Source organism: Mesorhizobium sp. NZP2234, assembly GCF_013170765.1.
Lineage (GTDB): Bacteria > Pseudomonadota > Alphaproteobacteria > Rhizobiales > Rhizobiaceae > Mesorhizobium > Mesorhizobium loti_D.
Genome location: NZ_CP033364.1, coordinates 2,502,862 through 2,524,974 on the forward strand (window position 1 = coordinate 2,502,862; position 22,113 = coordinate 2,524,974).

At 64.5% G+C, this 22,113-nt stretch carries 21 protein-coding genes; 15 read left to right on the plus strand and 6 right to left on the minus strand.

Translation table 11 applies throughout. The features are described 5' to 3' along the window. Nucleotides 1-245: 245 nt before the first annotated feature. The 3 genes from EB230_RS12300 to rpoD all read left to right on the plus strand — a co-directional run bounded on the left by EB230_RS12300 (nucleotide 246) and on the right by rpoD (nucleotide 5,155). Complete coding sequence (locus EB230_RS12300) at nucleotides 246-614, plus strand: RcnB family protein (protein WP_056578582.1); 369 nt, start codon at nucleotides 246-248, stop codon at nucleotides 612-614. Between the two features lie 143 nt (nucleotides 615-757). After that, nucleotides 758-2,692: a DNA primase gene (dnaG, locus tag EB230_RS12305; RefSeq protein WP_056578579.1), complete on the plus strand. Its 1,935-nt coding sequence runs from the start codon at nucleotides 758-760 to the stop codon at nucleotides 2,690-2,692. A 438-nt stretch (nucleotides 2,693-3,130) separates the two neighbouring features. Then, entirely contained in the window at nucleotides 3,131-5,155 is a 2,025-nt protein-coding gene (gene rpoD / locus EB230_RS12310) for an RNA polymerase sigma factor RpoD (protein WP_056578576.1), read from the plus strand. A gap of 95 nt (nucleotides 5,156-5,250) precedes the next feature. On the opposite strand, the gene EB230_RS12315 is transcribed toward rpoD, so the two are convergent. Then, the gene (locus EB230_RS12315; RefSeq protein ID WP_246738937.1) at nucleotides 5,251-6,240 is read right to left on the minus strand and encodes a TauD/TfdA family dioxygenase; all 990 of its coding nucleotides are present in this window, start codon (nucleotides 6,238-6,240) and stop codon (nucleotides 5,251-5,253) included. A gap of 339 nt (nucleotides 6,241-6,579) precedes the next feature. Between EB230_RS12315 and EB230_RS12320 the strand changes: the two genes are divergently transcribed. From EB230_RS12320 to EB230_RS12340, 5 genes are all read left to right on the plus strand, one after another. After that, nucleotides 6,580-6,873, plus strand: a complete 294-nt coding sequence (locus EB230_RS12320; protein WP_056578573.1) for a GYD domain-containing protein — start codon at nucleotides 6,580-6,582, stop codon at nucleotides 6,871-6,873. Between the two features lie 128 nt (nucleotides 6,874-7,001). Beyond that, nucleotides 7,002-7,268, plus strand: a complete 267-nt coding sequence (locus EB230_RS12325) for a DUF333 domain-containing protein (RefSeq protein ID WP_056578570.1) — start codon at nucleotides 7,002-7,004, stop codon at nucleotides 7,266-7,268. 35 nt (nucleotides 7,269-7,303) lie between these two features. Next, nucleotides 7,304-8,368 (plus strand): DMT family transporter, encoded by a 1,065-nt coding sequence (locus tag EB230_RS12330; protein ID WP_056578568.1) that lies wholly within the window; start codon nucleotides 7,304-7,306, stop codon nucleotides 8,366-8,368. 11 nt (nucleotides 8,369-8,379) lie between these two features. Then, nucleotides 8,380-8,772: a DCC1-like thiol-disulfide oxidoreductase family protein gene (locus EB230_RS12335; RefSeq protein WP_056578983.1), complete on the plus strand. Its 393-nt coding sequence runs from the start codon at nucleotides 8,380-8,382 to the stop codon at nucleotides 8,770-8,772. 179 nt (nucleotides 8,773-8,951) lie between these two features. Then, the gene (locus EB230_RS12340) at nucleotides 8,952-9,641 is read left to right on the plus strand and encodes a PadR family transcriptional regulator (RefSeq protein WP_056578565.1); all 690 of its coding nucleotides are present in this window, start codon (nucleotides 8,952-8,954) and stop codon (nucleotides 9,639-9,641) included. Nucleotides 9,642-9,711: 70 nt separating this feature from the next. Here the strand turns inward: EB230_RS12340 and EB230_RS12345 are convergent, their stop codons facing one another. Together EB230_RS12345 and EB230_RS12350 are read right to left on the minus strand one after the other, a co-directional pair. Then, entirely contained in the window at nucleotides 9,712-9,972 is a 261-nt protein-coding gene (locus EB230_RS12345; RefSeq protein ID WP_023779112.1) for a YiaA/YiaB family inner membrane protein, read from the minus strand. Between the two features lie 47 nt (nucleotides 9,973-10,019). Continuing rightward, nucleotides 10,020-10,697 (minus strand): PspA/IM30 family protein, encoded by a 678-nt coding sequence (locus EB230_RS12350; RefSeq protein WP_056578562.1) that lies wholly within the window; start codon nucleotides 10,695-10,697, stop codon nucleotides 10,020-10,022. Between the two features lie 179 nt (nucleotides 10,698-10,876). Here EB230_RS12350 and EB230_RS12355 point away from each other — a divergent pair, with 179 nt between their 5' ends. Together EB230_RS12355 and EB230_RS12360 are read left to right on the plus strand one after the other, a co-directional pair. Then, complete coding sequence (locus EB230_RS12355) at nucleotides 10,877-11,518, plus strand: TetR/AcrR family transcriptional regulator (RefSeq protein WP_056578560.1); 642 nt, start codon at nucleotides 10,877-10,879, stop codon at nucleotides 11,516-11,518. Between the two features lie 47 nt (nucleotides 11,519-11,565). Then, on the plus strand, nucleotides 11,566-11,862 hold the full coding sequence (locus tag EB230_RS12360) for an HlyU family transcriptional regulator (protein WP_056578557.1): 297 nt from the start codon (nucleotides 11,566-11,568) through the stop codon (nucleotides 11,860-11,862). A gap of 184 nt (nucleotides 11,863-12,046) precedes the next feature. Here EB230_RS12360 and EB230_RS12365 read toward each other — a convergent pair whose 3' ends face one another. Continuing rightward, nucleotides 12,047-13,639, minus strand: coding sequence for an ATP-binding cassette domain-containing protein (locus EB230_RS12365; RefSeq protein WP_065005661.1), 1,593 nt, complete (start codon nucleotides 13,637-13,639; stop codon nucleotides 12,047-12,049). Then, nucleotides 13,636-15,246 (minus strand): ATP-binding cassette domain-containing protein, encoded by a 1,611-nt coding sequence (locus EB230_RS12370; protein WP_056578551.1) that lies wholly within the window; start codon nucleotides 15,244-15,246, stop codon nucleotides 13,636-13,638. The genes EB230_RS12365 and EB230_RS12370 overlap by 4 nt, the downstream gene beginning before the upstream one ends. Before the next feature lie 100 nt (nucleotides 15,247-15,346). Between EB230_RS12370 and EB230_RS12375 the strand changes: the two genes are divergently transcribed. The 4 genes from EB230_RS12375 to EB230_RS12390 are packed head-to-tail and all read left to right on the plus strand — an operon-like array spanning nucleotide 15,347 to nucleotide 18,707. Next, nucleotides 15,347-16,918: a cytochrome ubiquinol oxidase subunit I gene (locus EB230_RS12375; RefSeq protein ID WP_056578979.1), complete on the plus strand. Its 1,572-nt coding sequence runs from the start codon at nucleotides 15,347-15,349 to the stop codon at nucleotides 16,916-16,918. 15 nt (nucleotides 16,919-16,933) lie between these two features. Next, nucleotides 16,934-18,088: a cytochrome d ubiquinol oxidase subunit II gene (cydB, locus tag EB230_RS12380; RefSeq protein WP_056578547.1), complete on the plus strand. Its 1,155-nt coding sequence runs from the start codon at nucleotides 16,934-16,936 to the stop codon at nucleotides 18,086-18,088. A 19-nt stretch (nucleotides 18,089-18,107) separates the two neighbouring features. Next, nucleotides 18,108-18,239, plus strand: coding sequence for a cytochrome bd-I oxidase subunit CydX (gene cydX, locus EB230_RS12385; RefSeq protein WP_065005662.1), 132 nt, complete (start codon nucleotides 18,108-18,110; stop codon nucleotides 18,237-18,239). Nucleotides 18,240-18,263: 24 nt separating this feature from the next. Further along, nucleotides 18,264-18,707 (plus strand): hemerythrin domain-containing protein, encoded by a 444-nt coding sequence (locus EB230_RS12390; protein WP_246738938.1) that lies wholly within the window; start codon nucleotides 18,264-18,266, stop codon nucleotides 18,705-18,707. Between the two features lie 30 nt (nucleotides 18,708-18,737). Here the strand turns inward: EB230_RS12390 and EB230_RS12395 are convergent, their stop codons facing one another. Next, entirely contained in the window at nucleotides 18,738-19,463 is a 726-nt protein-coding gene (locus EB230_RS12395; RefSeq protein WP_172375051.1) for a Crp/Fnr family transcriptional regulator, read from the minus strand. Nucleotides 19,464-19,663: 200 nt separating this feature from the next. Here EB230_RS12395 and EB230_RS12400 point away from each other — a divergent pair, with 200 nt between their 5' ends. Further along, nucleotides 19,664-22,102, plus strand: a complete 2,439-nt coding sequence (locus EB230_RS12400) for an FAD-dependent oxidoreductase (protein WP_172372495.1) — start codon at nucleotides 19,664-19,666, stop codon at nucleotides 22,100-22,102. The last annotated feature ends 11 nt before the right edge of the window (nucleotides 22,103-22,113 follow it).

Here is a 22,113-nt window from a genome sequence, read left to right on the forward strand (position 1 = left end):
AAGGGGCCGCCGCAAGGCGACAGGCGGTGTCGGGAAATGGACGGGTGCGCAAATGGTTGCATCGCCGGGTCGCGGTGGGACAGGGAAGCGGCCGGTTGGCGTGCTTGTGGCGGCTGTCTTTGCGATGATGTTCAAATATTCGAAATAAGCGGAGGATTTCATTACACAATTGTAATGCCGCCGTTCAGTTTCAGTTCATCCCCCGGCCGCTATTCCTCGGGCATCGACAACCAAGGAGACCTCTTATGAAACGCATTGTCCTTTCCGCTCTCGCTGTCACGATGCTGGCCGCCACCTCCATGACCGGTCAGGCCGCGCCGATGAACGCCCCGGTCGCGCCGCAGTCGAATTACACCAAGGTCGACTGGCAGAAGCCAGGCCACCACAACGACGTGAGGAAGCGCGTCTACAAGAAGAAGGTCGTCGTGAAGCGCAACAACTGGCGCAACGGCCAGAAGTATTCCGGCTGGAGGCAACACCAGCCGATCCGCGACTATGGCCGCTACGGCCTGCATCGTCCCGGCCGCGGCCAGGAATGGATCCGCGTCGGCAACGACTACGTGCTGGTCGGCATCCTCTCCGGCGTCGTCTTCGGCGCGCTTGCCGCGCGGTAAGGTTCGATCGCTGGATTGAGCTGGGAAGGGCGGTCCGCAAAGGGCCGCCTTTCTTTTTGCCCTGTGGAAACCGGGCATCGTCCGCATTGGGGGTCGTCGGATTTCGCGGGTATGCTTATATGGAGGGGAAACGAGTTCCCTCAATGCGCTTTCCGCCCGCCTTTCTCGACGAGATCCGCGACCGCGTGCCGATTTCATCTGTTATCGGCCAGCGCGTCGCGTGGGATCGCAAGAAGACCAATACGTCGCGCGGCGACTATTGGGCCTGCTGTCCCTTCCATGGCGAGAAGAGCCCGTCCTTCCATTGCGAGGACAAGAAGGGCCGCTACCATTGCTTCGGCTGCTCGGTCTCGGGCGACCATTTCAAATTCCTCACCGAACTCGACGGAATGAGCTTCCCCGAAGCGGTCGAGAAGATCGCCGACATGGCCGGTGTCCCGATGCCAGTCCGCGACGTCCAGGAGGAACGGCGCGAGAAGGAACGCGCCAGCCTGACCGACGTCATGGAAATGGCGACCGCCTTCTTCCAGGAACGGCTTCAGGGACCCGAGGGCGCCAAGGCCCGCGCGTATCTGCGGGACCGCGGGCTGACGCCGGCGACGCAGCATTCGTTCCGGCTCGGCTTCGCGCCCGATAGCCGCAATGCCTTGAAGGAGCATCTCGCCGCAAAGGGCGTGCCGAAAGCCGATATCGAGGCGTGCGGGCTGGTGCGCCACGGCGACGACATTCCGGTCTCCTATGACTGGTTCCGCGACCGCATCATGTTCCCGATCCCGGATTCGCGCGGCAAGATCATCGCCTTTGGTGGCCGGGCGCTGGCGCCCGATGCGCTGGCCAAATACATGAACTCGCCCGACACGGAGCTCTTCCACAAGGGCAATGTGCTCTACAATTTCGCCCGTGCCCGCAAGGCTCTGGCCAAGGGCGGCACGGTGATTGCCGTCGAAGGCTACATGGACGTGATCGCGCTGGCACAGGCCGGCTTCGAGAATGTCGTGGCGCCGCTCGGCACCGCGCTCACCGAGAACCAGCTCGAGCTGTTGTGGCGCATGGCGCCGGAGCCGATGCTGTGCTTCGACGGCGACAAGGCCGGGCTGAAGGCGGCATGGCGTGCCGCGGATCTGGCATTGCCCTCGGTGCAGGCCGGCCGTTCGGCGCGCTTCGCGCTGCTGCCGGAAGGCAAGGATCCCGACGACCTCGTCAAGGCCGAGGGGCCTGACGCTTTCCGCGCGGTGCTTGCCGATGCGCGGCCGCTGGTCGACCTGTTGTGGATGCGCGAGACAGCCGGCGGTGTCTTCGACACGCCGGAACGGCGGGCGGAACTGGGAAAGACGCTGCGGGAGTTGACCAGCCGCATCCGCGACGAAAGCACGCGCTATCACTACCAGCAGGAAATGCGTGAGCGGGAAAAGAGCTTCTTCGGCTCGCAGCGCGATGCGCGGCAAGGGCGCCAGGACTGGAAACCGGGACAGGGCAAGGCAGCCGCGCCCGGCGGGCAATTCGCCAAGCCTGGTGGCGGCCGCATGGCGATCACCGAAAGCCTCGGCCAGTCGGCGCTGGTCAAGCGCGGCAGCGAGGGCATGTCGGTGCGCGAGGCGACGATCATCGTGGCGCTGGTCAACCATCCGGCGCTGATCGACGAGAATTTCGCCCATGTAGAATTTCTCGACCTCGCCAATTCCGAGCTGCAGCGGCTGCACGCCGCCATCCTCGACGCGATGGCGCATGACATGGCCAATGACCGCCATGCCGTGGTGGCGACGATCGAACGCGCCGGCTGCGCGGAGATCTGGGAGCGCGCCGTCGGCCTGATCCGGCGGGCGCGGCAATGGCCGGCGCTGGAGACGGCCGCGCTCGACGATGCCCGCGATGCCCTGAACCAGGCCCTGCACTTGCAGCGCAGCGCGCGCACCTTACATAAGGAGCTGAAACAGGCGGAAGCGGCTCTCGAAGCGGATCCTTCGGACGAAAACTTCCGCCATCTGATCGAAATTCAGGCGCAATTTCAGGATGTACAGGCGACGGAAGCGCTGATCGAAGGATTTGGCGTTTCGTCGGGCAGGGCCGGGCGAGCCTAAGTGCAGCTGAGAACAGGAATGAGAGCGTGGCCGGGCTTCCCCAAGGAGCAGGGCGCGCTAAGTCGGGTAATTGATTCGCTTTTTTCATGCGAATCATGCCAGAGGCGCTTGACCTTCCGACAGAATGGCGGAATCAGGACGATTCGAAACGTTAACCCGCACCCGCGCCGACGGGAAATGAGCGATGTGAGGTACTGGTCACTGGACAGGCAGGCCGCCTGCCACAGATATCAGGGTTAATCTGGACTTAATGCATGTCGCCCAAGAGTGGTCAGCCAAGAGTGGAACCGGTTTTGGGGTGATGGCATGCACCAAACAAAAGAGATGATGCGGTTAGTGGCCCGGTGAGGCGCGTTTCAAAAAACGAGCGTATCCGATTTGACTGGTCCGACAGCTTACGCGGCCCCAAAGTTTGGCCGCTAGGAGAAGATAAAAATTATGGCGACTAAGGAAAAGGAAGAGGTCGAGACCGAACGCGAAGGCGCCACCGATGGCCCTCTGCTCGACCTTTCCGATGATGCTGTCAAGAAGATGATCAAGGCCGCCAAGAAGCGCGGCTATGTCACGATGGACGAGCTGAATTCGGTGCTGCCTTCCGAGGAAGTGACCTCCGAGCAGATCGAGGACACGATGGCAATGCTGTCCGACATGGGCATCAATGTCGTCGAGGATGACGAGCAGGGCGAAGAGGCCGAGGCCGGCGACACCGCGGCGGACGCCGAGGAAGACGCCAACGAACTGGCCGAACAGACCGGTACGGCGGTCGCCGCCACCACCACCAAGAAAGAGCCGACCGACCGCACCGACGATCCCGTGCGCATGTATCTGCGTGAGATGGGCTCGGTCGAGCTGCTGTCGCGCGAGGGCGAAATCGCCATCGCCAAGCGCATCGAAGCCGGCCGCGAGACGATGATCGCGGGCCTGTGCGAAAGCCCGCTGACCTTCCAGGCCATCATCATCTGGCGCGACGAACTCAACGAATCCAAGATCCTGCTGCGCGAGATCATCGATCTCGAAGCCACCTATGCCGGCCCCGAAGCCAAGCAGGCGCCGGTGGTCGAGCGCATCGAGGAAGCGCCCAAGGCCGAGGAAAAGCCGCGTCGCGGGCGCGACGATGAAGACGACATCACCAATGTCGGCGCCGATACGCGCGGCATCGGGGACGACGACGAGGAAGACGAGGACGAGGCCAGCCTGTCGCTGGCGGCGATGGAAGCCGAACTGCGTCCGCAGGTGATGGAGACGCTCGACGTCATCGCCGACACCTACAAGAAGCTGCGCAAGCTGCAGGACCAGCAGGTCGAGAACCGTCTGGCCGCCGCCGGCACGCTGTCGCCCAGCCAGGACCGCCGGCTGAAGGAGCTGAAGGACCAGCTGATCAAGGCGGTGAAGTCGCTGTCGCTCAACACGGCGCGCATCGAGGCGCTGGTCGAGCAGCTCTACGACATCAACAAGCGCCTGGTGCAGAACGAGGGCAAGCTGTTGCGGCTGGCCGAAAGCTACGGCGTGCGCCGCGAGGAATTCCTGAAGGAATATCAGGGCTCGGAGCTCGACCCGAACTGGACGCGCTCGATCGCCAACCTGACCTCGCGCGGCTGGAAGGAATTCACCAAGAACGAGAAGGATGCGATCAAGGACCTGCGCGCCGAGATCCAGCACCTGGCCACCGAAACGGCGATCTCGATCCTGGAATTCCGCAAGATCGTCAACCAGGTGCAGAAGGGCGAGCGCGAAGCCGCGATCGCCAAGAAGGAAATGGTCGAGGCCAACCTGCGCCTCGTCATCTCCATCGCCAAGAAATACACCAATCGCGGCCTGCAGTTCCTCGACCTGATCCAGGAAGGCAATATCGGCCTGATGAAGGCGGTCGATAAGTTCGAATACCGCCGCGGCTACAAGTTCTCGACCTACGCGACATGGTGGATCCGGCAGGCGATCACGCGTTCGATCGCCGACCAGGCGCGCACCATCCGCATCCCGGTGCACATGATCGAGACGATCAACAAGATCGTACGCACCTCGCGCCAGATGCTGCACGAGATCGGCCGCGAGCCAACGCCGGAAGAACTGGCCGAAAAGCTCGCAATGCCGCTCGAAAAAGTGCGCAAGGTCTTGAAGATCGCCAAGGAGCCGATCTCGCTCGAAACGCCGGTCGGCGACGAGGAGGATTCGCATCTGGGCGATTTCATCGAGGACAAGATGGCGATCCTGCCGATCGACGCGGCGATCCAGGCAAATCTGCGCGAGACCACCACGCGGGTTCTCGCCTCGCTGACGCCGCGCGAGGAGCGTGTCCTGCGCATGCGCTTCGGCATCGGCATGAACACCGACCACACGCTGGAAGAAGTCGGTCAGCAGTTCTCGGTCACCCGCGAGCGTATCCGCCAGATCGAAGCCAAGGCGCTGCGCAAGCTCAAGCACCCGAGCAGGAGCCGCAAGCTGCGCAGCTTCCTCGACAGCTGAGTTTTATCCGACGCGAAAAATTTAGGGCGCCAACTGGCGCCCTTTTTCGTTTTCACATCAATGGAAAGTCGTTTTCGGACCTTCCGGGAATTGCGTTACAACGGCACGTTCAGCCGCGCCCCCTTGACGATGATGCCGCCCCGGTCGCCGATCTCGATCGAGCCATAACGCTGCCTGAAATATTCGGGCAGCGGGCGGTCGCCGGGAATTGACAGCCATAGGCGCAGCATGTGGCGCCGCCTGTCGGGTTGCGGCCAGTCGCGAAAACCCATGCGGTCGTGAAGCAGCGAATGATTGTAGACGAACTGCATGTCGCCGGGCCGAAGCCGCATCGACAGGTGCAGCTTCGAATCATTGGCAAGGCTGTCGAAGAGATCCAGCGCTTCGACATGGGCGGTGCTCAGCCGCATGGCATCCGGGAAGCGCTGCGCGCTGTCGATGTACTGGCGCTGGTAGATGCCGGTCAGCAGTCCCGCATGCCAGTTGAGGACCGGGATTTCGAAATAGGGCTTTTCGCCTTCCGGGATCTCGCCGCGCCGGTCGGTTGCGATCGGATCGAACAGCAGGCGGACCAGATCGGGCCGGCTTTTGCGCATCTCATTGTAGATCGTAACCGTGCTGACCAGCAGGGATTCGCCGCCTTGCATGGCATCGCGCAGGCAGAGCAGGCCGACGACATCGGCGGAATCGGTGTGAAACGTCTGGCGCTCCGCCGTCTGGTAGATGCGCGTCGTGGCGTCCCTGGCGTCGGCGCCGATGTCGCGGACATGGCCGAGTATATGGCCCTGGGCATTCTGGGAGCGTGTGCTTCCCAGATGCGCGCCAATCCCGCAGAAGATGGTTGCCGCCATTTCAGCGGAATATCTCTCGACCGGGAGGCCGCGCAGGACCTCGAAGCCGATGCCGGCGATCAGTTTTCCGTGAAGGGCGGCAAGATGGCCGGCAAGCCGGGGCAAGGGGAAATCGGCCTTGGTCAGGCCGCATATATCGCGCGAGCCGGCGAGAAAGCCGGTTGCCGCCAATTCCAGCTCGGCGACGTCGCGAGGGTCCAGTTCGACCAGCCAGCGGCCGGGATGCTTCGCCATGTCCTCGCCGGTCCATGCGGCGGGAATTTCGATCGATGCCGGGGCAGGTCTGTCGTCTCGCGCATGAAGCCCTCCGGCGGCTGGATCGATCCTGGACATCGGCCTGGGATTTCCACCATGGCCACGAAGGAGATTGCAGCAATCAGGCGGGTTTTCAAACCGGCTTTCGCCGGTCGCCGCCGAGTGTCCCTTCCAGCCCGCAAATGATGCGTGGATGCGTCCTTGCAGGACGTTCGCCGCGGGAGGATAATTTGACGTCGGATGCATTTTCTGGGCGACAACCCGGATGCCCGCCCCGGCGAAGCCGCCGTGCTCCGTGGCCCCGGAGGGAGGTGAGCCATGACAAGCTACATCGTGCTTATGAACTGGACGGAGCAGGGCGCCAGAAACGTGCGCGATTCACCCAAGCGGCTCGACGCCGCCAGGAAGCAGTTGGGAGATATGGGCGGCTCGTTCAAGTCGTTCTATCTGACCATGGGCGAATACGACATGGTGGCCGTGGTCGAAGCCCCCGACGACGCGGTGCTGGCGCGTTTCTCGCTGATGCTGGCGGCGAGCGGCAATATCCGGACGCGAACGCTCAAGGCCTTCCCCGAATTCGCTTATCGCGAGATCATAACTTCGCTCGGCTAGTGTTTGCGGACAACCGGATCAGGTGCCGCCTTGATGGCACCTGATCCGCCGCGCGTTCCGACATATTTGACAGTTGTCTCGGGACAGGACGTCTCGCCGTGGTAGATATGCGGCCAGGAGGGATCGCGATGAACAATTTTTCGATACTGGCCGTCGCTTTTGCCTTGATATCATCAATGCCGCTCGAGGCCGGCGCCACGACAAAACCGGTCGGCATGGCCAATCCGGCCTCGGTCCATTGCGGTCAGATTGGCGGCCGCCTGACGATCAGGAAAGACAAGGCCGGCAACGAATATGGCTTCTGCCGCTTGCCCGATGGGCGCCTGTGCGAGGAATGGGCGCTGTTTCGCGACAACAAATGCATCGGCCCAAAGGCCGCGATGCGCCACAAATAGCAGCCACGTCGCCGCCTGGGCACAAGGATAGGACCATGTCAGACCCGCACCCGCATTCCCATCTGTGGCCCGGTGTGCCGCTTGCCCTGTTTTCGGCCGCATTGTTTGGCGCCACGCCGCCCCTCTCCAAGCTGCTGCTCAACAGCGTGAGCCCCTTCATGCTGGCCGGCCTGCTCTATCTCGGCGCCGGCATTGGCCTTGCCCTGTATCGCCTGCTTCGCGGCAAACAGGCCGCGGCCGGCGAAGCGCAGCTGGCCGCCAGGGATGTCCCCTGGCTGGCGCTGGCGATCGGCATGGGCGGCATCCTCGCGCCGGTGTTGTTGATGTTCGGCCTCAGCCTCAACACCGCATCCAGTTCAGCGCTGCTGCTCAATCTGGAAGGGCTGGCGACGATGGCGATCGCCTGGCTCGTCTATCGCGAGAATGTCGACCGGCGCCTGCTTGTTGGCGCCTTCGCCATTCTGGCGGGCGCGGTCCTGTTGTCATGGCAGGGCGAGGGTGTCGCCTTCAATCTCGGCGCGCTGCTCGTCGCCGGGGCCTGCCTGGCATGGGGACTGGACAACAACTTCACCCGCAAGATCTCGGCGACCGACCCGGTGGTGATCGCCATGCTGAAAGGGCTGGTGGCGGGCGCGGCCAATGTCGGGTTGGCGCTTGCCGCCGGAGCGTCGTTTCCCGCGGTATCCATTGTCGTGGCCACGGCCGCCGTCGGCTTCCTCGGCATCGGCGTCAGCCTTGTGATGTTCATCCTGGCATTGCGCCATCTTGGTACCGCGCGGACAGGCGCCTATTACTCGCTGGCTCCGTTCATCGGTGCGCTGCTGGCCATCGTCATCCTGGGCGATGCCGTCACCTTCAAGCTGGCCTTGGCGGGACTTCTGATGGGTATCGGCCTATGGTTGCATCTGTCGGAACGCCACGACCATGAGCACGACCACGAGGCGCTGGAACATGAGCACAGCCATGTGCATGACGAACACCACCAGCACGATCATGACGGGCCGGTGAGCGAGCCGCATTCGCACTGGCACCGGCATGCGCCGATGCGCCACCGCCATCCGCATTATCCGGACCTGCACCACAGGCACGGCCACGGCTGAGCATGCCAATCATGCTCAAGCAAACGCCAAGGCCTGAACTAACCGTTTGGTACAACACGCGTTGCCCCGTCTGCGATGGCGGCATTACCAGGCAGAAGCGGCGGCTGATCGAAGCGGTCAGGGCCGGGCGGATCAAATTTCGCGACATCAATCTGGAGCCGGCGGCCCTGGCCGGACACGGCGCCTCGCTGGAGGACATCCGCCGGCGGCTGCACGCCACCGATGCGGATGGCCGCTTGCTGGTCGGCGCCGATGTCGCCATCGCCGTGTGGCGGATAACGCCGGGCGAGGGCTGGCTGGCCACGCTTCTCGGCAACCGGTTGACCCTGCCGATGACGCGCTTCGCCTATGACCGGTTCGCTGATCTGCTCTACGCCTGGAACCGCCGCAAGGGCCGCTGGTAGCGCGCGGTGATGCGGAAGGGTCCGGAGGGTGTCTCCTAACCCTTGTCCGCCGGCTTTATCGGCCGGCGAAAGCAAGCGTCTGCCATGACATTCAGATACATCGTAAGATATATCTTGACTCCATGGGAAGGCGACCCTAATTAAGATATATCGTAAGATAGAACTCAAGGAGCAATCCAATGCACAAGGACAATCATTTCGGACGCGGCCATTTCGGTGAGCGCATGTTCATGCACATGGCCGGCAAGTTCGGTGGCAGAGGGGGCGGCGGCTTCGGCCCGTTCGGCCATGGCGGTCGCGGTGGCGGCCGCGGCGGGCCGGGGGACATGTTCCGCGCCGGGCGGATGCTGGCCGACGGCGACCTCAAGCTGATCACGCTGTCGCTGCTGGCCGAGGCGCCTCGCCACGGCTACGACATCATCAAGGCGCTGGAAGAGCGCACCAGCGGCATCTACAGCCCGAGCCCGGGCGTGGTCTACCCGACGCTGACCTTCTTGGAAGAGGCAGGCTATGCCGTCTCGTCGAGCGAAGGCAACAAGAAGGTATTTTCCATCACCGAGGCCGGCCAGGCGCATCTCGCCGACAATCGCGAGATGATCGACGGCGTGCTCGACCACCTCGAACGCTTCGGGCGCAAGATGGCCAAGGCGCGCGACTGGTTCGGCTGGAACGACGATGGCGAGGACCGGCGCGGCGGTCGCGGCGGTCGTGGCGAGCGTTCGGAAACGCGCGACGAATTCCGCGCCATCCGCCATCGCCTGCGCGCGGCGCTGGGCGACATCGTCGATGCCCCGGCTGAAAAGCAGGCCGAGGCGATCGCCATCCTCGAAGCCGCGGCGGAAGCGCTGGAAGCGCTGACGCATCGCTGATCTCGTCGCGACAGACGCAAGAAAGCCCGGGGCGACGACCCGGGCTTCTTTGCGTCAGGGCGGGCCGGCATCATTCCTTGCCGACATATTCGCTGATCAGCTTTTCGTTGCGGGCCTTTTCGATCTTGGCGGTCATCTCGGCCGAGAGGCGCTCGTCGGTGCGGTACTTGACCAGATTCACCAGGCTGCCGGTGAGCAGCAGAATGCCCATCGCCCAGTAACCCTTGGTCGCCAGGTCGACCGGCGCCAGCCACAGCGACAGGCCGAGCATGAAATAGGCGGCACCGACCGAGGCGGTGTTGAACATGATGTAGGTCTGATTGGCGTTCATGGGTGTTCTCCGTTGGTTTGATGGAAGTCAGGTCTGCAGGCGGGTTTTCAGTTGATGGTCTTCAGGCGCTCGAGCACGTCCTTGGCGCGCACCTTCACCGCCGCGCCGTGCCCGGCGTCGGCAAGGCGGTCGCGGATTGCTTCGTGACGCAGTTCGCCGTCGATCTCGTCGAGAATGCCGGCCTCCTCGAATGGGTCGCCGGCTCCCTTGATGCGGGCCAAAAGCTCCTCGGCGTCGTTGAGGCTCGCCGAATGGCCGATCGACCTGACGAGGCGTGACTGCGCCTTGCGCTCGGCATCGATGGCCCGGGCCGAGATCATGCCCTGGTTGAGGTCGATGATGCGGCGATGCGCCCGCTCCACCGAAACGCGCATCCGCAAGGTCTTTTCGCCAAGGCTCTGCACGGTGGCGCGGCGAACCTCGCGTTCATTTTCCAACTCCGCGACAGCCGCGGCACCACTTTCGGCAAGCCCGTTGTTGCCGGCGGCCAGTGCGCTCAGCGTGCGGCTTTCGAGATCCGCATGGCGGCGTTCGAGGTGGTCGAGCCCGGCCTGCTCGGCACGCTGGCGCACGATCAGCGAGGCGAGGGTCTGCTTGGCGGCGGCAAGGCCCGCCTCGGCGTCGCGGATGCGTTGTGCCAGAAGGTCGATGGCGAAGCGATCCTTCAGGCCGTCCTCGGCCCGCGCGCTGGCGCCGTCGAGCAATGTTCTGATCAGGCTAAGCATGGTTCTTCTCCCTTCGAATTGTTCTGTGAACAATGTTCACGGGGCCAACATAACAGGAAATGAACATTGTTCAAGACGTTTTTGAACGCTGTTCACGAAACTTCGCATATGGTAAACAGGGGGAAATCGCGGTTCGAACCAGCGTGCCGCGCAAAGCATTCGCACCTACAAGGACTGATATGGCACTGGACAAGGAAGAGACGGGCGAGCGGGTGCTGGCGATTGCCGAAGTGCTGCTCAACGAGGGCGGCATGGACAATCTGAAGGCGAGGACCATCGCCGAGCAGGCGGGCATCTCGGTCGGTTCGGTCTACAATCTGTTTTCCGATCTCGACGGGGTGCACCGTGCCGTCAACATGCGGCTGCTTGATCGACTCGGGGCGGCGGGGGCAGCGGCGATGGCCGATCTTTCCCGGCGCGGCATCACCGATGTGCGCCAGCGCCTGCTGGCGCTGGCGGGCGCCTATGTGCGCTTCGTCGAAGCGCATCCGGGCAGTTGGCCCGCATTGCTTGCCTTCAACAGGCGGCGTCCAACACTGGCCGAACCCGATGCTTACGAGGCGCGGCTCGACCAGCTGTTCGAGATCATTGCCGGCGTGCTCGCCAGCGGCGATTTCGACCTTGACGCCGACACGCGACGGATCGCCGCGCGCACCTTGTGGTCAAGCGTGCACGGCATCGTCACCAGCGGCTATGCGGCCAGATCCGTGCGCGGGCAGACGGACGAGATCGACCAGCAGATCGACCTCCTGGTCGCCGTCTTCATCAGGGGGCTGGAACGCGGCGGCGCATTCGCGCATGCTGGGACGACAGCGTCGTGAATCGCGAACAGACCGTGGTTTGCAGGACGAACAAGGAGATTTGAGCGATGTCTTTTCTGAAGCGTCTTTTCGGTGGTGGCGGCGGCGGTGAGACGGCCGAGCCCAAAAGTGCGGCGCCAGCCAAGCAGGTCGAGCATAAGGGTTTCCTCATCAGCGCCACGCCCTACAAGACCGATGGCCAGTACCAGACCTGCGGTGTCGTTTCCAAGGAGGTCGACGGCGTGGTGAAGGAGCACAAATTCATCCGCGCCGACCGTTTCGCCGGGCTAGACGACGCCGTCGACATTTCGATCAAGAAGGGCATCCAGCTGGTGGATGAACAGGGCGACCGGATCTTCGGTTAGGCGGACTGCTCGAGGCGACCGCCCGCATTGCACAGAGGCGGCAAATGCCGGCGCGGCCAAGCTTGTCGCGAGGCTTGCTCGCGGAGCAAACCTCGGTAACGCCTTGTCCCACTCAAACCGCATTGCCCGAGGCCAGACAGGTGTCGAAAATGCGAGGCGATGGTCCTCGCCACGAAACCCGGGTTCAAGGTTTCAGCTCGATGGTTCCCGTGTCGCGAAGCGGGAACGCGCGATGGGTGGAAATGACGACGATCCGGTCGCTCAGCTGGGCGAGCAGCCGCTCCAGGATGCGCTCGCCCTGCTCGTCGTCGAGATGCTCCGTCGGCTCGTCGAGCAGCACCAGCGGCATGGCGGACAGCCAGGCGCGCGCGAGGTTGATGCGCTGCACCTCGCCGAGCGAAAACCGGTCCTGCCTGATCCAGGTATCCAGCCCGCCTGCCTCACGGATTCGCCGGTCCATCTCGACGATTTCCAGCGCGCGCCACAGGGCCGCGTCCGGTGCGTTGCCGACGAAGAGGTTGGCGCGCACAGTGTCCTCCATGATGACAGCATCATGGAGCACCAGTGCCGAGAGTGCCCGCCGCTCGCCTGCCGACAGGATGCGGTCGCCGGCGGCAAATCCATCCTCGCCGATCCAGCCGGCGACCTGCTTGAGCAGGCTGGTCTTGCCCGAGCCGCTGGCGCCGACGAACACCGTCGGCCGACCTCTTTCAAGTGTCAGCGCGACCGGCGCACCAATGGGACGGTCGTCCGGCGCGCGGCGCTGCAGGGCGCCGTTGCGCAGTTGGCGCGGTTCGGTCGGCATGTGCGCTTGCCTGTCCGCCGAAGCGGCCTCGGTCCACCTGCCGATCTCGGCCCGGGCGGCATTGCGGCGAAGCACGGCCACGAGCATGCGCGACGCGCCGTTCAGCGCTTCGCCCAGCGCCAACCATGAGAACGCGAGCAGCATTGGCAGGAGAAGCTCCGTGCCTTGCCGGCCGGCATACCAGGCAGCCGCCATCACGCTTATGCCGCCGATCGGACCGAGGGCGGCGCAGAGCGTGTCGAGCCCGGCCTGCAGGCGGCGAAGGGCAAGCATCTCGCCATCCGCGCGGGAGAGTGCGGCAAGCGCCTCGCCACACTCGTGGCGCCAGGCACCCTCGGCCTTGAGCGGAACGGCTGACGCCATGGCCGTGCCAAGCCTGCCTGCGCCCCCGCGACGCATCGACCTGGCGCGCTCCCATGCCATGGCGCCAGCCTTGGCCACCCGGTTCCCCGCGAACAGGATGGCGAGCAGCAGAAGCAGGATCGGTAGAAGCGAGGGCGGTACGAGCACCGCCGAACCGGCGATGAGGACGGCGAGGCCGCAGGCCAGCGTCAGCGCCGGCAGGCCGGCACGCAGCCGGGCGTAGTCGAGATCCTCGACATCATCGAGATAGTCGGCCAGCCTTGCGTCATCGCCGAGCTGCCACCCGGCCCGGCGCACGGCGGGCGCCGCCGCCATCGCGGCGAAAAGTTCGACGCGATGCGCGACCTGGTCCGCGAGTGCTGCCTTGTGGCCGGCCAGCCGCTCGCCATAGCGGGCGGCCGTGCGGCCCACCGCGAACAGCCTGATCAGCGCGGCCGGTATGTGGAAGTTGAAGGTGAAGGCGGTGGCGGAAAGGCCGGCGATCGCCACCGATCCCAACAGCCAGGCGGAAACACCGCCGAGCAATACGCCGCAGCAGAGTGCCGAGAAGGCAAAGCCCGTAGCCAGCCGCCACGACTTCCGGCTCGAGGATTGAAGGAGAGTGTTCATGCCGCCACCTCGATGGCATCGTTGGGGGTGAGATCGACCGTCATGTCCGCGGCGGCGGCGAGATCGCGGTCATGGGTGGCCACGACGACAAGCCGCGATCGCGAGATCGCAAGCAGCATGCGCCGCACCGCTTCGGCCGTCTGGCGGTCGAGCTTTGCCGTGGGTTCATCGGCCAGTACGATCCGGCCGGAAAGCTGCGCGCGGGCGATCGCGATGCGCAGTCGTTGCCCACCGGAAAGATTGGCTCCGCCCCTGTCCAGCCTGGCTTCGAGGCCGCCGGGCAACAGCGCATCGTTGACCAGGCCGATCGCGCCGGCGGCTGCCTTGAGGTTGTCCCCGGCCGGCACGTCGATACTCCATGAAAGGGCCTCGGCAAGCGTTCCCTCGGGCACGTAGCTGTCGGTGGAAACCCAGGCGATTTCCCGGCCGGCGAGTGCATCGGCGTCGAGCGCTCCGCCTGGTTCGAGCCCGGCCAGTCGGCGCAGCAATGTCGACTTGCCTGATCCGCTCGGGCCGACAATGGCGACGAGGCCCTGTTCCGGCAACGCCAGGGACAGGCGGTCGAGAACCGGCAAGGCCTTTGCCCCGACCGGCTCGGCATCGAGCAGCCGGTCAAGTGCGGCCGCCGCGGCTAGGCCTTCCGCCTTGGCATGATACTGTTCCGAAAAGCGCCGGAAGGGTGCGAAATATTCCGGCGCGATCATCAGGATGAACAGGCTCTGCCAGAGCGCGAGGTTGGAGAAGCCAGGAATCATCGCGAGCTTCAGATGGCCAAGGCCGAGGAAGACGGCGAGGATGGCGATCGACAGCGATGCGAAGAAGTCGATGATGCCGGCATTGATGAAAGCGATGCGCAGCACGCTCATGGTGTTGTCCGCATAGGTTTCGAGGCGTCGGGCCAGCTTGGCGTCCTCGGTAGCCATCGCGTGGTTGGCGAGGATCGTGGGCAGCGTGCGGATGCGGTCGGCGAACTGGCCCGCCAACCGGCCGAAGGCGTGTTCCTGGGCGTCGGCGCGCCGGCGGATGGCATCGCCCACCAGCGCGAGGAACAGGATCATCACCGGCGTCAGGCACACGACCAGCAGCGCAGCCTGCCAGGAAACGAGGAAAAGTGCGATGGCCGCAAGCACCGGTGCGGCACCCATCATCCTGCTGGCCGCGCGATGGCCGACGACAAGGCCGGCCACCGCCTCGGGATGTCGCTGCATCGAGACGATGACGCCGCCGACCGACAGCGATTGCAGTTGTCGCGCCGGCATGTCGTCCAGGCGCTCGCCCGCAGCCCCGCGCAACCCTACCGACACGGCGGTTTCGGCCGATGCCTGCGCCCTGTCTGAGGCGAGCCCGGCGAGGCACACAGAAGCGAGAAGCACGATCACAGCCGCGGCCGGCCATGGATCGACGGGATCGCCCATCACCAGCCGTCCGGTGGCGATCGCCGCCGACGCGGCGAAGCCGAGGCGCAGCCCGGTGCGCGCGACTTGCAGGACGAGCAGCCGACGCAAGCCGCGCCTTGCCAGCCGTTCGGCGATCGACAGTGCCTGGAAAGGGGCGGGGCCGGAGGGGATGCCCTTCGGATCCGGTGCGGGAACAGCTGACGTTTTCATGCCCCGGCTCTCGCACACGCAATGATGAAACGAAATGATCCAGATCAAGCCGCGGATGTTCGCGGCGCGTTATGAGCGGGTGTCCAAAAAGGATGCTCCCATGCCCGACTTTCTCCTCGTTGACCTATCCCGGCTGCAGTTCGCGCTGACAGCCCTCTACCATTTCCTGTTCGTGCCGCTGACGCTTGGCCTCTCCATCCTGATCGCCATGATGGAGACCGTCTATGTCATGACCCGTCGCACCATCTGGCGCGACATGACCAAGTTCTGGGGCGTGCTGTTCGGCATCAATTTCGCCCTCGGCGTCGCCACCGGCATCACCATGGAATTCCAGTTCGGCATGAACTGGGCCTACTATTCGCACTATGTCGGCGACGTGTTCGGCGCGCCGCTCGCCATCGAGGGCCTGATGGCTTTCTTCCTCGAAGCCACCTTTGTCGGGCTCTTCTTCTTCGGCTGGGACAGGCTGTCGGCCCGCGCGCATATGATCGTGACCTGGTTGATGGCGCTTGGCACCAATTTCTCCGCGCTCTGGATCCTGATCGCCAATGGCTGGATGCAGAATCCGGTCGGCTCGGCCTTCAACCCGGACACGATGCGCATGGAGGTCACCGACTTCATGGCGGTGATCTTCAATCCGGTGGCGCAGGCGAAGTTCGTGCACACCGTTTCGGCCGGCTATGTCTGCGCTGCCACCTTCGTGCTCGGCGTTTCGGCCTGGTACCTGCTGCGCGGGCGCCATGTCCAGCTCGCCAAGCGCTCTTTCGTCATTGCCTCGGCCTTCGGCCTGGCCTCGTCACTCTCGGTGATCGTGCTCGGCGACGAAAGCGGCTATGCGCTGACCGACAACCAGAAAATGAAGCTCGCGGCCATCGAGGCCATGTGGGAGACGGAGCCCGCGCCGGCGTCATTCACGGCATTCGGCATTCCCAGCCAAAGCGACCGCGAGACGCATTTCGCCATCCGCATCCCGTGGGTGATGGGCATCATCGGCACACGCTCGATCGACAGGCAGATCGCCGGCATCGACGAACTGGTCGCCCATGCCGAAATGCGCATCCGCAACGGTATCGCCGCCTATGACGCGCTGGAGAAGATCAAGTCGGATCGCACCGATACCGCCGCCCGCGCCGCCTTCGATGCCAGCTCCGGGGATCTCGGCTACGCGCTGCTGCTCAAGCGGTACCTGCCGGATCCGAGGCAGGCGAGCGAGCAGCAGATCAAGGATGCCGCCTGGTCGACCGTGCCTTACGTGCCGCTGCTGTTCTTCGGCTTCCGGCTGATGGTGGCCTGCGGTTTCGTGCTCGCCGCGCTGTTCGCGGTGTCGCTGTGGCACACCACACGGGAGACCGAAGCGCCACGCTGGCTCTTTCGTGCCGCGCTCATCGCCATGCCGCTGCCCTGGATCGCCATCGAGGTCGGCTGGTTCGTGGCGGAGTTCGGACGCCAGCCCTGGATCATCGATGGCGTGCTGCCGACCTTCCTCGCCACATCCGAGCTTGGCGTCACCGACCTGGCGCTCACCATCTCCGGCTTCACGCTCGTCTACGGCGTGCTCGCCATCATCGAGGTCAAGCTGATGCTGGCCGCAATCCGCAAGGGGCCCGAGATCGCCAGGGTCATCGATGACCTGCGCCCGAACGCCGACCCCGCACTGCAACCCGCAGAGTGAAAAAGGATCACGACGATGATCGACTTTCTCTTCGACTATGAAACGCTGCGCGTGATCTGGTGGATCCTGCTCGGCATCCTCCTGATAGGTTTCGCCACGACCGACGGTTTCGACATGGGCGTGGGCGCGCTGCTGCCCTTCGTTGCAAGGACCGATGCCGAACGGCGTGTAGCGATCAACACAATCGGCCCGGTCTGGGAAGGCAACCAGGTGTGGTTCATCCTGGGCGGCGGCGCCATCTTCGCGGCGTGGCCGGCCCTCTACGCGCTGAGCTTTTCAGGTTTCTACCTTGCCATGTTCCTGGTGCTTCTGGCGCTGATCCTGCGCCCCGTTGCGTTCAAGTATCGCTCGAAGCGGCCCGATCCCGCCTGGCGCAGCCGCTGGGACTGGGCGCTCTTCGTCGGTGGCGCGGTGCCGGCGCTCATCTTCGGCGTCGCCCTCGGCAACACGCTGCAGGGCGTGCCGTTCCATTTCACACCGGATCTGCGCCCCATCTATGAAGGCAGCCTGTTCGGCCTGCTCAACCCGCTCGCGCTCTATTGCGGCCTCGTCTCGGTCGCCATGCTGATAACCCACGGCGCGGCCTGGCTCGCGTTCAAGGCGGAAGGCATCGTCGGGGACCGAGCGCGCGCGGTCGGCGCCAGGTCCGCTGTCATCACTTCGCTGCTCTTTGCCGGCGGTGGCGTGCTGGTCTGGCTCGGCCTGCTCGGCGGCTACCGCGTGACCTCGCCGATCGTGTGGGACGGGCCGTCCAATCCGCTGCTCAAGACGGTGTCGGCGGACAGCGGTGCCTGGCTGGCGAATTTCCATGCTCATCCGCTGCTGTGGATCGTGCCGGCGCTCGGTGTCGTCGCACCGCTGCTGGCGGCCATCGGCTTCCGGGCCCGGCGTGAAGGCTGGACCTTCCTTGCCTCGCAGTTCGGCGTTGCGATGATCATCGCGACGGTGGGGCTTGCCATGTTCCCCATCCTTCTGCCGTCGAGCAGCAATCCCAGCCATTCGCTGACCGTGTTCGATGCCTCTTCGAGCCGCGCCACGCTGCGCAACATGCTGATCGCCACGGTGATCTTCCTGCCGCTGATCCTTGCCTACACCGCGTGGGTCTACAGCGTGCTGTGGGGCAAGGTCGGCGAGAAGAGCGTCGAGAAAGCCGGCTCGTCGGCCTACTGATTCAACCGGAGTTTTGACCATGTGGTATTTTGCCTGGATCCTCGGCCTCGGACTGGCCGCCTCCGTCGGCATCCTCAATGCGCTCTGGTACGAACTGCGCACCGTCCGCGAGGAGCCCGCCGAGGACACCGTCGCCCTGCCCACGCCTTGAGCCCGCCGTGGCGGAGGAGGCATCATGAACGAGTCTAATCTCGGACCGCTGCGCGGGCCGGCGGACATGAAGCGGGCGCATGTGCGGATGCTTGCGCTCTGTCACATGCTTGAAGGCATCGCCGACGATCTGCCGTCGCGCGTCGACCGCTTCCAGTGCCTTGCCGTGGCGGCCGATCTGTTGCCGGTGCTGCGAGAGTGCCATCGCTTCGAGGAAGACACTGTCTTCCCCGCCTTCGCGCGGCTCCAGGGCGGGGAAGACATCGTCGCGCGGCTCAAGGTGGAGCATCTGGAGGACGACTGCGCGGCGGCTGATCTCAGTGAGGTCCTGCTTGCGCATGGCCACGGGAGGCCCATCGAGAACCCCGAGGCGCTCGGCTACATGCTGCGCGCGCTGTTCGAATCCATGCGGCGCCATATCGCCTTCGAGCGCGACCATGTGCTGCCGGGGATTCTCGGGCAGCGCTGAGCGCTTCATCGCATCGCGTCTGGTTGGCGATCAGTCCCCGGAACGCGCTGCCAGGCGCGCGAGGTCGCCGACGACAATGTGACGGTTGTTGTCGATGCGAATGACGTTGTCGCCCCGCAGCCTGGTCAATTGCCGGCTCACCGTTTCGATGGTCAGGCCGAGGAAATCCGCGATTTCGGCGCGCGACAGCGGCAGGTCGAAAGCGGTGACGCGGTGTTCCGGGCCGGCGGTCGGATCTATGTTGCGCGCGATCATCAACAGGAAGCTCGCGATCTTCTCGGCGGCGGTCTTGCGGCCGAGCGCCACCATCCAGTCGCGCGCCTGGTCCAGTTCGCGCAATTTCTGTTCGAGCACCCGATGCTCGAGGTCGGGTTGCTCCTTCATCATCCGCTCCAGCGTCTGGCGCGGAAAAGAGCACAGCTCGACATTGGTCGCGGCTTCCGCGGTCAATGTGCTCTCGGCCTGGAAAGGCCTGCCCAGAAAATCGGGAGCGAATTGTAGGCCGACGATCTGCTGGCGGCCGTCGGACAGCGTCTTGGTGAGTTTCACGACACCGGAAAGAACGTTGGAGAACCGGTCGACGCTTCCGCAGTCGCTCATCAATTCCTTGCCTGTCTCCGCCCTGTGCCGTTTCGTCGACTTGGACAGGGCGACAAGCTGATCGGGGTTGAGGGCGCCGCAAATGCCGCGATGCCGCGCTTCGCATGAAACGCAGAGAACAGGAATGCCCGTCGTGTGAATGTCTTCGCGCACGATGGTCCATCTATAGTGTTACCAGCCGGCAGGGGCAACGCGTGGGGGAGGACTTTAGCGACGGCGCATATGCGCTGCCGAAAGGGCCCAGCTGCATAAATCCAGCTTATCATGATCCCCAGTTTTTGAAGACGTTACAGGGGCTTTCGCCGCCTGTAGCCTCGACGATGGTTCGTTGAAAATGCCAGGGATTTGGTGGATCGATGCAGACACATGCGCGGGTGGTGATTGTTGGCGGCGGATGCGTCGGCGCGGGTATCCTGTACGGTCTTGCCAAACGCGGCTGGACCGACGTCGCACTGCTCGAACGCACCCAGTTGACGGCCGGCTCGACCTGGCATGCGGCGGGCCTCGTCCCGTCCTACGCCCGCAACATCAATGTCGGCCGGATGATCAACAAGACCATCGAGATCTATGAGGGGCTGGAGGCCGAGACCGGGCAGCCAGTCGGATGGCACAAATGCGGCCAGCTGCGCATCGCCAATTCCAGGGACCGGCTCGACGAATACAAGAGCTATATGAGCGTCGCCGACGTTCAGGGCATGCGGGCGCATCTGCTGTCGCCGGCGGAGGCGAGGGCGCTGTGCCCGCTTCTCGACAACAAGCACATGCTCGGCGCGCTCTATCATCCAGACGACGGCCATATCGCGCCGGCCGACGTGACCCATGCCATGGCCAAGGGCGCGCGGGATCTGGGCGCCAAGATCTATCTGAACACGGAGGTCACCGGCTTCCAGCGGACCGCCGGCGGCGAATGGCGGGTCCAGACGAACAAGGGCGACATCACCTGCGAGCATGTGGTCTGCGCGACCGGCAATTACGCGCGCCAGACCGGCGCGCTGCTCGGCCTCGAGATCCCCGCCATTCCGATCCTGCACCAGTACTGGATCACCGAGCCGGTGCCGGAGGTCGTGGAGCGCAAAAAGCAGGGACGTCCCGAAATGCCGATCCTGCGCGACGAGGGTTTTGAGGGCTATCTGCGCGAGGAGGGCGACGGCTTCATGTTCGGGCCCTATGAGCGGACCGAACACCTCAAGCTGTTTGCCGAGGATGGCGTTCCCACCTGGTTCGGCGCGGACCTCGTCGAAGAGGATTTCGAGGCGGTATCATGGAACTGGGAGCAGGCAACGCAACTTGTGCCGTCACTGGGACGAGCCGGCATCAAGGCCAATGTCCGCGGCCCCTTCCAGATGACGGCGGACGAGCTTCCGCTGATGGGACCGGCCTGGGGCCTGCCCAATGTGTGGCTGGCCGAGGGCGTGCCGGGCGGTATCCTGTGGGGCGGCACGATCGGCTACTATCTGTCGGAGCGGATCGTCGAAGGCGGCAACAGCCTCGACACCTCGGATTTGGATCCTCGCCGCTTCGGCGACTACGCCAACAAGGCCTGGACGCGCGAGAAAGTCCGCGAAGCCTGGGGCACGCATGCGGAGCAGAAATATCCCGGACAGGACATGCCTGCCGCCCGGCCGCAGAAGACTGCGCCATCCTACGCGCGGCTGAGCGAGTTGGGCGCGGTCTGGGGCGTGCTCAACGGCTGGGAGATGCCCAACTGGTTCGCGCCCAAGGGCGTCGAGGCCAAGGACCAGTATAGCTGGCGCTGGACCGCCAAGGGCGTTTTCGTCGGCGAGGAAGTCCAGGCCGTGCGCAATGCCGTTGGCCTGGTCGAGATGACGCCGATGACCAAGTTCGAGGTCTCGGGAGCAAACGCGGCCGCCTGGCTCGACAGGATCCTTGCCAACCGCCTGCCGGCAGTCGGCAGGGCTGTTCTGGCGCATCACCTCACCCCCGCGGGCGGGGTGCAGGCGGAATACATGGTGGCGCGCCTCGCCGACGACGGCTTCTATCTCATCTCGACGCCGCGCGCGGAGCGCTGGAATTTCGACGACCTCTCAAAACTGCTCCCCGCCGAGGGCGGTGTCAGCTTGAAGAACGTCACCAATGAGCGCGGCTGCTTCACGGTCGTCGGGCCGAACGCGCGAGATGTGCTGCAGCCGCTGACCGAGATCGACCTGTCGAACGCCGCCTTTCCCTGGTTCGGCGTGAAGACCGGCAGTGTGGCGCTTGCCAGCGACGTGCGGCTGCTGCGCGTCAACTACGAAGGCGAGCTCGGATGGGAGCTCTATCATCCCATGGCCTACCAGCGGCAATTGCTCGACGCGATCCTGAAGCAAGGTGAGAAACACGGCATGCGGCTCGTCGGGCTGCATGCGCTGGAATCGCTGCGGCTGGAGAAATCCTACCGCGCCATGTACCGGGACATGAATCCCGAGCTCAACGCGCTGGAGAGCGGGCTCGAGCGGTTCATCCGCCTCGACAAGGGCGATTTCGTCGGCCGCGAGGCGGTGCTGAAATACAAGGATCGTAACGACCAGCGCCGGTCGGTGACGCTCAGGATAGAGACCGACGGCGCCAGCACGCTTGCCAACGAGGGCCTCTACATCGATGGCGAACTCCTCGGGCGCATCACATCGGGCGGCTATGGCTATACGCTCGGGCATGACGTGGCGCTGGCGCTGTTGCCCGAGCGCCTCGGCAAGCCCGGCACCAAGCTCGACGTGGCGATCCTGGGCGAATGGAAGGTCGCCGAGGTGATCGCGGACTCGCCCTACGATCCCAGCTCGGCCAGGGCGCGCGGCTGATCGCAAGGGCC